Source organism: Nocardia sp. NPDC051832 (genome assembly GCF_040681285.1).
Lineage (GTDB): Bacteria > Actinomycetota > Actinomycetes > Mycobacteriales > Mycobacteriaceae > Nocardia.
Genome location: NZ_JBFAYL010000008.1, coordinates 183,957 through 192,157, shown reverse-complemented (window position 1 = coordinate 192,157; position 8,201 = coordinate 183,957). Strand labels below are relative to the sequence as shown.

9 protein-coding genes are annotated in these 8,201 nt (G+C 68.9%); 1 reads left to right on the top strand and 8 read right to left on the bottom strand.

Features of this window, described 5'->3' with window-relative positions:
* Window positions 1-7: 7 nt before the first annotated feature.
* Window positions 8-226 (bottom strand): hypothetical protein, encoded by a 219-nt coding sequence (locus tag AB0M14_RS36375; RefSeq protein ID WP_365004270.1) that lies wholly within the window; start codon window positions 224-226, stop codon window positions 8-10.
* On the bottom strand, window positions 226-936 hold the full coding sequence (locus AB0M14_RS36370; RefSeq protein WP_365004267.1) for a DUF899 family protein: 711 nt from the start codon (window positions 934-936) through the stop codon (window positions 226-228). Before AB0M14_RS36370 ends, AB0M14_RS36375 begins: the two co-directional genes overlap by 1 nt.
* Window positions 937-1,086: 150 nt before the next feature.
* On the opposite strand from AB0M14_RS36370, the gene AB0M14_RS36365 reads away from it, so the two are divergent.
* Window positions 1,087-1,437: a hypothetical protein gene (locus AB0M14_RS36365; RefSeq protein ID WP_365004264.1), complete on the top strand. Its 351-nt coding sequence runs from the start codon at window positions 1,087-1,089 to the stop codon at window positions 1,435-1,437.
* A 61-nt stretch (window positions 1,438-1,498) separates the two neighbouring features.
* On the opposite strand, the gene AB0M14_RS36360 is transcribed toward AB0M14_RS36365, so the two are convergent.
* The 6 genes from AB0M14_RS36360 to AB0M14_RS36335 all read right to left on the bottom strand — a co-directional run bounded on the left by AB0M14_RS36360 (window position 1,499) and on the right by AB0M14_RS36335 (window position 8,168).
* A complete protein-coding gene (locus tag AB0M14_RS36360) occupies window positions 1,499-2,710 on the bottom strand; it encodes a Dyp-type peroxidase (RefSeq protein WP_365004261.1) in 1,212 nt (403 codons plus the stop codon).
* Window positions 2,703-3,245 carry a copper chaperone PCu(A)C gene (locus AB0M14_RS36355; protein ID WP_365004258.1) on the bottom strand — a complete coding sequence of 181 codons (543 nt, stop codon included), beginning with the start codon at window positions 3,243-3,245 and terminating at the stop codon, window positions 2,703-2,705. The genes AB0M14_RS36360 and AB0M14_RS36355 overlap by 8 nt, the downstream gene beginning before the upstream one ends.
* Window positions 3,246-3,409: 164 nt before the next feature.
* Window positions 3,410-4,012 carry a hypothetical protein gene (locus AB0M14_RS36350; RefSeq protein WP_365004255.1) on the bottom strand — a complete coding sequence of 201 codons (603 nt, stop codon included), beginning with the start codon at window positions 4,010-4,012 and terminating at the stop codon, window positions 3,410-3,412.
* 51 nt (window positions 4,013-4,063) lie between these two features.
* Window positions 4,064-4,768 (bottom strand): hypothetical protein, encoded by a 705-nt coding sequence (locus AB0M14_RS36345; protein ID WP_365004252.1) that lies wholly within the window; start codon window positions 4,766-4,768, stop codon window positions 4,064-4,066.
* A gap of 167 nt (window positions 4,769-4,935) precedes the next feature.
* Window positions 4,936-6,546: an NADH-quinone oxidoreductase subunit NuoN gene (gene nuoN / locus AB0M14_RS36340; RefSeq protein ID WP_365004249.1), complete on the bottom strand. Its 1,611-nt coding sequence runs from the start codon at window positions 6,544-6,546 to the stop codon at window positions 4,936-4,938.
* Window positions 6,543-8,168 (bottom strand): NADH-quinone oxidoreductase subunit M, encoded by a 1,626-nt coding sequence (locus AB0M14_RS36335; RefSeq protein ID WP_365004246.1) that lies wholly within the window; start codon window positions 8,166-8,168, stop codon window positions 6,543-6,545. Before AB0M14_RS36335 ends, nuoN begins: the two co-directional genes overlap by 4 nt.
* Between the last annotated feature and the right edge of the window lie 33 nt (window positions 8,169-8,201).

Sequence of the window (8,201 nt, the reverse complement as noted above, 5' to 3'; positions counted from 1 at the left end):
GACAACGTCACACACTCGGTCTGAAGGAAAGTCCTCGTTCGGAGAGCGCCTCGGCCAGGATGCGGATCGCTTTCGGGCCGACCCCGTGAATCGCCAGGAGCTCCCGTTCCGTGTGCTCGCTGACCTTCGACAGCGAGTCGATTCCGGCGGACTGCAACTCCCGGGGCGCGGTCTTGCCCAACTCGTTCGGCAGATCGCCCACCGGGCGTACGTCGGGTGTACTCATCAACTCTCCTTGCTGCCGGGCCTCGTCCCGTAGAGCCGGGCTACGTCGGGGGAGTCGAGCCACTTGGAGTAGGTGGGCGACTTCGGCCATCCCTCGGGGGAATCCTGCCATTCCTCTTGGCGGCCCCACGGCAGGATGTCGATCAGCGCGAAGGTGTAGCTGAGTTGTTCGGTGCCGCGGCCGGTGGTGTGCCAGGTGCGGTAGACCTTGTCGCCGTCGCGGAGGAACACGTTCACCGCGAAGCCGCCACCGGGCGGCGCGCCGACGTCGGCGCCGAACGAGCTGTCCGAGGACGAGTACCAGTCCATCGTGTTGCCGACTTTGGCCTTGTAGGCCAGTGCTTCTCGGAGAGGTCCGTTGGTGACGATGACGAAGCGGGCATCGTAGTTGTCGAGGACGCCCAGCCGGACGTACTGCGAGGTGAGTCCGGTACAGCCGCCGCACTGCCATTCCGCACCGTCGGACCACATGTGGTGGTAGACGATGAGCTGGGAACGCCCGTCGAAGACGTCCACCAGGCGGACGGGACCGTCCGGACCGATCAGCGTGTAGTCGGGCAGCTCGACCATCGGCAGCCTGCGGCGCTGCGCGGCGATGGCGTCGAGTTCGCGAGTAGCGGCCTTCTCGCGCACGCGCAGCTCGTCGAGCGCGGCCTGCCAGGTCTGCTGGTCGACGATGGGGGGTAGGGCAGCAACGGTCTGTTCGGTCACGGTTTCCTCCCAGGACTCGGATGGATCTGCTGACTGTGTAGACGGGACACAACGGCGAAAATCATCGCGCGGCGGTGTGCACCGGCGTCGCGCGTGCGAGTATCGGCATTTCAGCTGGCCCGGCCGCCTTTCGAGATCTAGCGTGTGATCATGGAATTCGTTTATAACCTGGTGGTCGTCACCCACCTGCTCGGCATGGCCGCGGTGGTCGGTGGGTATGCGGCCGGGCAACCCAAGGTCAATGAGGTGATGGTGTGGGGTGCTCGGGCTCAGATCATCACCGGGGTGATCCTGGTGGGGCTGGCCGAGTCGATCGACTCGCTCGGCAAGGATCCGAACATGGTGAAGATCGGCATCAAGCTGGTCATTTCGGTGCTGGTTGCCGCGTTCGCGGAGATGGGGCGCGCGGATGCCAAGCGCGGCAAGGATATTCCGTGGATGACCCACGCCGCGGGTGGGCTGGCGGTCGTCAACGTGCTGGTCGCCACCCTCTGGACCTAGTCCTTCGCTGACGCTCAGGATGACAGCACAGCCCATGTCATCCTGAGCGCAGCGAATGACCTCAGGATTCGAACAACGACTGTCCGATATACCCGTCGGGGGATTCGATCCCCGGCGGGATCACGAACACCGACGAACCCACGGGTGTGGTCCACACGTTGAGGGCGTCGAAATCCGCCAGGCGCTGTTGCACCGGCAGATACTGGGCGTCCACGTCGCGTTGGAACGCCGCGAAGAGCAGGCCCGAATTGGAGACCTGGCCTGGTTCGGGCGCGTCGTCGTAGTTGTAGCCACGCCGCAGGAAGCGCTCCCCGTCGTGGGTGTGGCGTGCCCGCGCGATGTGCGAGGACTGCGGGATGACCGGGATGCCGTGCTGGTCGACGGCCGCGAAATCCGGTTGATCGAATTCGTCGGTTCCGGTCAGCGGGGCCCCGCTGTCGATCTTGCGGCCGACGCTGAGTTCCCGTCCGTCCGGGTCGATCTCGTCCCAGGTTTCCAGGTTCATCGCGATCCGGCGCAGCACCAGCGAGGTGCCGCCGGCCAGCCACGGCTGGGCCGCGCCGTCATCCCAGACCAGCCGATCGAGATCGGCGCCGGCGGCGAGATTCTCGGTGCCGTCGATCTGGCCCATCAAATTGCGCGGTGTCTGTCCTGGCGCGGCGTTGCGGAATCCGCGTTGCACCCAGCGCACCGTGGTCAGCGTGGTGACGCTGCGGCACAGCACCCGCACCGCGTGCGCCACCGTGGTGACCTCGTCGGCGCAGACCTGGAGCACCAGATCCCCGTCGTTCCACCGCGGTTCGAGCTTGTCGATCCGGAACGGCGGCAGTGGCCGCAACCACGCCGGCTTGCGGTGCTCGAGACCCGCGACGGCGAACACCGCGGGCCCGAACCCGAAGGTGACGGTGAGCCGGGCCGGACGCTGGGTCAGCTGTGGTTCGGTGTCGGCGAGCGCGGGGGCGCCCGCGGTCAGGCGGGCCGCGTCACCGGACCAGATCCGCAGGATGCCTTCGATGTCCGCGCGGGTGGTGCCCGGACGCAGATCGAACGCCACGAACGCCACATGGTCCTGGGGCGCGGTCGCGATCCCGGCCTGATGGCGGCCGTAGAACGGTTCGGTCGCGGTCGGCGCCGGCCGGTGCTGGACGCCCGGCTCGGAGCGGCTCAGCGCGACCGCGCCCAGGCCGAGCCCGGCGACGCCCGCCGCGGCGGCACTGCCGCCGAGCAAGCGCCGCCGGGTGACGCCGCCGGACCGCGAATCCGCCTCAGGCACCGGGGGCGGGGGTCGGCTGGGCGCCGTGCTCGCCGCCGGTGCCGTAGTCCTCCTGGTTACCCGGGAAGTCGCGCACCCGCGCGGTGAACGTCTTGGACGTGCCGTCACCGAAGACCAGGGTGATCGGGGTGTCCGAGCCGGTGCGCAGCTCCTGGTGCAGGCCGATGAACATGATGTGGTCGGCGCCGGGCTTCAAGGTCAGGCTGGCGTGCGGGGCGATGGTGTAGCCGCCGGGCTTGGGCTGCATCATCTTGGTGCCGTCGGCCTTGGTGATGATCTCGTGCAATTCGATGGAGCTGGAGGCCGGGCTGGAACCCGCGACGACGGTGACGGTCTGGTCGCTGTTGTTGGTGATCGTGCCGAACGCGGCGGACATGCCGCCGGGCGCGGCCTTGACCCACTGGTCGGCGATCGACACCTGATCGGACGCGGGTGCGGCGGTCGCGGAGTCGTTCGAGGAGCAGGCGACGAGCAGGAACGGGACCGCGGCCAGGGCAGCGGCGGTGCGCGCCAGGCGAGAGGTGGTCAGGGACATGGAGATACTCCGAATCTATGGGAGACCGGGTCGCGTGCAGCGGCTTTCACCAGCCGTGCGGAACGACAGGTTCGGCAGAACCTGCGTAAACGCAGCCGGTGCGAACTGGCACGGACTGCAAAACCGACGGCCCGATCGGGACTGTGCGGAAGGGAGAAGACGCGTCAGGCGTACGCGGGTGGTCCCCGAGTCCCGATTCCGGAGCAGAGCAGCAGCCGCCGCGCCGTGCGCGTAGGGCGGACCGCTGTGACGATGGCGGACGGCGCGTGCGACGCGACGGGCCGGGTGCGCAGCGTGCGCACGGCATGACGCACGCTGGACGCGGCGCGAGCCAGCCCGATCTCCGCGGCCCGAATGAGCAACGCGCCCACGGGCACCGCGAGCGCGTGCGCCAGCAGCATGAGGTTGTTCGAGTGCGACGTGTGCTGATGCCCAGGCGCGAGCGTCAGCGCCGTATGCCCGACCGCCTGACCCGCTATGAGCAGCAACGCGAGCTCGCCGGCACCCGATCGACCAGGCCGGGCGCGATGGAACCCGTTGACCACGACGCCGATCAGCGCACAGGCGCCGAGCAACAGCGCCACCGACGAATCACCGAGGGAAACGGCACCGCCACCAAGGGCGTGCGCCGCGATGCCCACCGCACCAGCGGCGGATCCGACGAACGCGCCGCGTCCGGAGCTGACGGGTGCGCCGGGCCGGCGGGCGGCGGCAGCCGACGGGGTGGGACGGCGCAGTCGCGCCGCTACCTCCGCCGGTTTTCGCACCGGTACATACTACTGCCGGTCGTAGTTCTCCGTCGACGGGGGATGTGGCCTTCAGACGGGACGAAATCCAGCCCCCACGCCGCCGGTCTTGTCGATGTCGGCGAGGATCATGCCGATTTGGGTGGCCACCGCGGGATCGTGCGCCGGCGTGGGCACGGGGTGACCTGCTATCGCCACCACCGCGTCCTCCGCCCGGAGGTGACCGACATTCATTCCGACCAGCTGGTCACCGAGGGTGACCGGAGCGCCGGAATCTCCGGACCGCGATCCGGCCTCGTTCTGGAACCACCATGGGTGCGCGTCCCACACCAGCCCGCAGTCGAACCCGGTCGTGCGGCCGTTCTTGCACACCACGTCGCCGGGCCGCGGCGGTTCGCCGATCCCGTCGATCCGGGTGCCCGAAACCTGCCGGACCGGCACGACTTTGGCCGGGTCGAATTCGATGACCGCGTAGTCGTCGTCGGGGTCGACCAGTGCGACCGTGCCGACCGGCCCGGCCTCGACCGTCCGCTCGGCCAGCACCGGCGTCCCGAGATCCGCGCAATGCCCCGCGGTGAGCCCGACCAGTCGCTGCTCGCGGTCGTAACCGATGGTGGTCAGCGTGCAGGCGACCTGGTCGCCGAGGGTGATACCCGATCCGCCGCCTAGGACGGCGGTCTGCTGCGCCGTCCCGGTCCCGGCGCAGAGCGCGGTCACCGGAATCACGGCCAGAACAGCCAGCAACAGGGGAAGCCGGACCCGCGCGACGGCAGACATAGGTTCAACTGTGCCCGTGCCGCCGATCCGCTGGGCTACCCTTCCGTTGCAGGTAGGACACGGTTCAGCTGGGGTTTCTGCCGCGGTGGCGACTTCGTCGCCGTGTCAGACGAAAACGGCGACGGCCCCATGGATGAAGATCCATGGGGCCGTCGGGTTTTCGGGAGTCAGCGGACGAATATGGCGGCCTGTTCGGCGAGGTCCAGCAGGGGCTGCGGGAAGACGCCGAGGACGAGGGTGGCGGCCGCCGTGAGGACGACCACGGACCAGGTGAGGACCGGTGTGACGACAAGCGGTGCGTCCGTGGCGGGTTCGGTGAAGAACATCAGCACGATCACCCGGATGTAGAAGAAGGCCGCGATGGCGCTGGAGATGACGCCGACGATGACCAGGAAGGTGCCGTGGTCGGCCGCCGCCGCCTGGAACACGGCGAACTTGCTGACGAAGCCGGAGGTCAGGGGCAGACCGGCGAAGGAAAGCAGGAACAGGGCGAAGATCGTGGCGAGCCAGGGGGAGCGGCGGCCGAGGCCGGCCCACTGGGACAGCGCCGTCGCCTCATCGCCGGCGGGCGTGCGGACCAGGCTGACGACGGCGAAGGCGCCGACGGTGCCGAGCCCGTAGGCGACCAGGTAGAACAGCAGCGCGGCGGTGCCCGCGTCGGTGGCGGCGACCAGGCCGATCATCAGGAAACCGGCATGCGCCACCGAGGAATACGCGAGCATGCGCTTGACGTCGGTCTGGGTGATGGCCAGCACCGCGCCGACCGCCATGGTGGCGATGGCGATGGCGGCCAGCACCGGGCGCCAGTCCTCGCGCAGGCTGGGCACGCCGATCTGGATGACCCGCACCAGCGCACCGACGGCCGCGATCTTGGTGGCGGCGGCCATGAACGCGGTGACCGGCGTCGGCGCACCCTGATAGACGTCGGGCACCCAGGACTGGAACGGGACCGCGCCGATCTTGAACAGCAGACCCACCGCGAGCATCGCCACACCGAGCAAAGCCAGCAACGCGTTGGAGGGATGGGCGACCAGGGCGTCGGAGATCCCGGCCAGCTGCACCGTCCCGGCCTGGCCGTACAGCAGCGCCACACCGTAGAGGAAAAACGCCGACGAGAACGCCCCCAGCAGGAAGTACTTCAGCGCCGCCTCCTGGGAGAGCAACCGCTGCCGCCGGGCCAGCCCGCACAGCAGGTACAGCGGCAGCGAAAGCACTTCCAGCGCGATGAACATGGTGAGCAGGTCGTTGGCGGCGGGGAAGAGCAGCAGGCCGCCGACGGCCAGCATGGTCAGCGGAAACACCTCGGTGGTGGCGATGCCCGCGTTCGCCGCGGTCCGCTCGGCGGCGCTGCCGGGCACCGCCGAAGCCTGCGGCGTGAAGGCGTCGACGAGGCGCGGCCGCGCGGCGTTCAAGGCCCACGTGCCCGGGCCGGAACGCCGCTCGGCCTGCGGCTGGGCCTGGCGTTCGGCCATGAACACGATCCCGAGCAGGGACACCACCAGAATGGTGCCCTGCAAGAACAAACTGACCCCGTCGATCGCCACCGCGCCGACGAGTGCGGTCGCGGAGGTGCCCGCCAGCCCGATCACCGCGACCAGCGCGGCGCCCAAGCCGAACACGGCGAGCAGCACCTGGGTGACATACCGGGCCCGGCGCGGCACGAACGCTTCGACGAGCACCCCGGTCACGGCCGCGCCGAAGACCAGCAGCATCGGCAGGATCAGGCTGTATTCGATACTCGGCGCGGGCACGGTGGCCGCGAGAACAGACGGACTCACTTGTGCGTACCTCCGGGATTCGCGGCCGGTCCGGCCTCGGTGACAGCGGGGATGGACGGCTCCGGATCCTGTACGCCGATGGTGGTCAGCGTTTGGGTGACCGCGGGATCGATGAAGTCCAGCACCGGTTTCGGGTACACACCGAGGAAGATCAGCGCGGCGATCAGCGGCACTACCACGGCGTACTCGCGGGGAACCAGGTCGTGGATCCGCTCGCTGCCCTTGGTCACGGGACCGGTCATCATCCGCTGGTACATCCACAGCACGTACAGCGCGGCCAGCACCAGCGCGGCGGACGCGATCACCGCGGCGGCCGGGTAGCGGGTGTACGTGCCGACCAGGACCAGGAATTCGCTGACGAACGGCGCCAGACCGGGCAGGGACAGCGTGGCGAGACCGGCGATGAAGAAGGTGCCCGCCAGCACCGGCGCCACCTTCTGCACCCCGCCGTAGTCGGCGATGACGCGAGTTCCGCGCCGCGACACCAGGAATCCGGCGATCAGGAACAGCGCGGCGGTGGAGATGCCGTGGTTGACCATGTACAGCGTCGCGCCGGTCTGGCCCTGGCTGGTCATGGCGAAGATGCCGAGAATGATGAACCCGAAGTGCGAGATCGAGGTGTAGGCGATCAGGCGCATCACGTCGGTCTGGCCGATGGCGAGCACCGCGCCGTAGATGATGCCGATCACCGCGAGCGTGATCACCAGCGGCGCATAGGTTCCCGTGGCGTCGGGGAACAGCGTCACGCAGTAGCGCAGCATGCCGAAGGTGCCGACCTTGTCGACGACCGCCATCATCAGCACCGCGCTCGACGGTGTCGCGGCCACGGCGGCGTCGGGCAGCCAGGTGTGCAGCGGCCACAGCGGCGCTTTCACCGCGAAGGCGAACATGAAGCCCAGGAACAGCGCGTTGAGCACCGCCGGCCCGGCGCCGAGCTGTCCGGAGTTGGCGGCGGCGACCACGACCCGCAGGTCGAAGGTGCCGGCGCCGTCGGGCCCGAGGGATTCGCGAACGGTGAGGACGTAGAGGCCGATCACCGCGGCGAGCATGATGAGTCCGCCGAACAGGTTGTACAGCAGGAACTTCACCGCCGCCCGGGACCGCTGCTGCCGCTGTGCCACGTCGACGCCCCGCGGTCCGAAGCCGCCGATGAGGAAGTACATCGGGATGAGCATGGCTTCGAAGAAGATGTAGAACAGCAGGATGTCGAGTGCCACGAAGGACACCAGCACCATGGCCTCGACCAGCAGGGTGAGCGCCAGATAGGTGTGCATCACCCGCTTCCCGCCGCCGACGTCGCGGTCGTCGTGCCAGCCCGCCAGGACCAGGATCGGCACCAGCGCGGTGGTGAGCAGCACCAGCACCAGGGCGATGCCGTCGAGCCCGAGGGTGTAGCCCGCGCCGAAAGCCGGTATCCACTCATGGGATTCGACGAACTGGTACTGGTCGCCGCCGGGTTCGAAGCGCACCGCCAGCAGCACGGCGAGGACCAGGGTGGCCAGCGCGACGGTCAACGTCAGACAGCGGGCAAGGGTGCGCTGGGACGCGGGGAGCACCAAGACGAGCGCCGCGCCGGCGACCGGCAGCACCCACAGGGTGGTCAACCAGGGAAAGTTGTTCACCGCAGCCTTCCTTCACTCCGGGGAGCTGTCTGG

Coding starts and splice junctions, on each gene's coding strand:
- AB0M14_RS36375 (WP_365004270.1), bottom strand. CDS start 226: ATGAGTACACCCGACGTACGCCCGGTGGGCGATCTGCCGAACGAGTTG.
- AB0M14_RS36365 (WP_365004264.1), top strand. CDS start 1,087: ATGGAATTCGTTTATAACCTGGTGGTCGTCACCCACCTGCTCGGCATG.
- AB0M14_RS36355 (WP_365004258.1), bottom strand. CDS start 3,245: ATGTCCCTGACCACCTCTCGCCTGGCGCGCACCGCCGCTGCCCTGGCC.
- AB0M14_RS36345 (WP_365004252.1), bottom strand. CDS start 4,768: ATGTCTGCCGTCGCGCGGGTCCGGCTTCCCCTGTTGCTGGCTGTTCTG.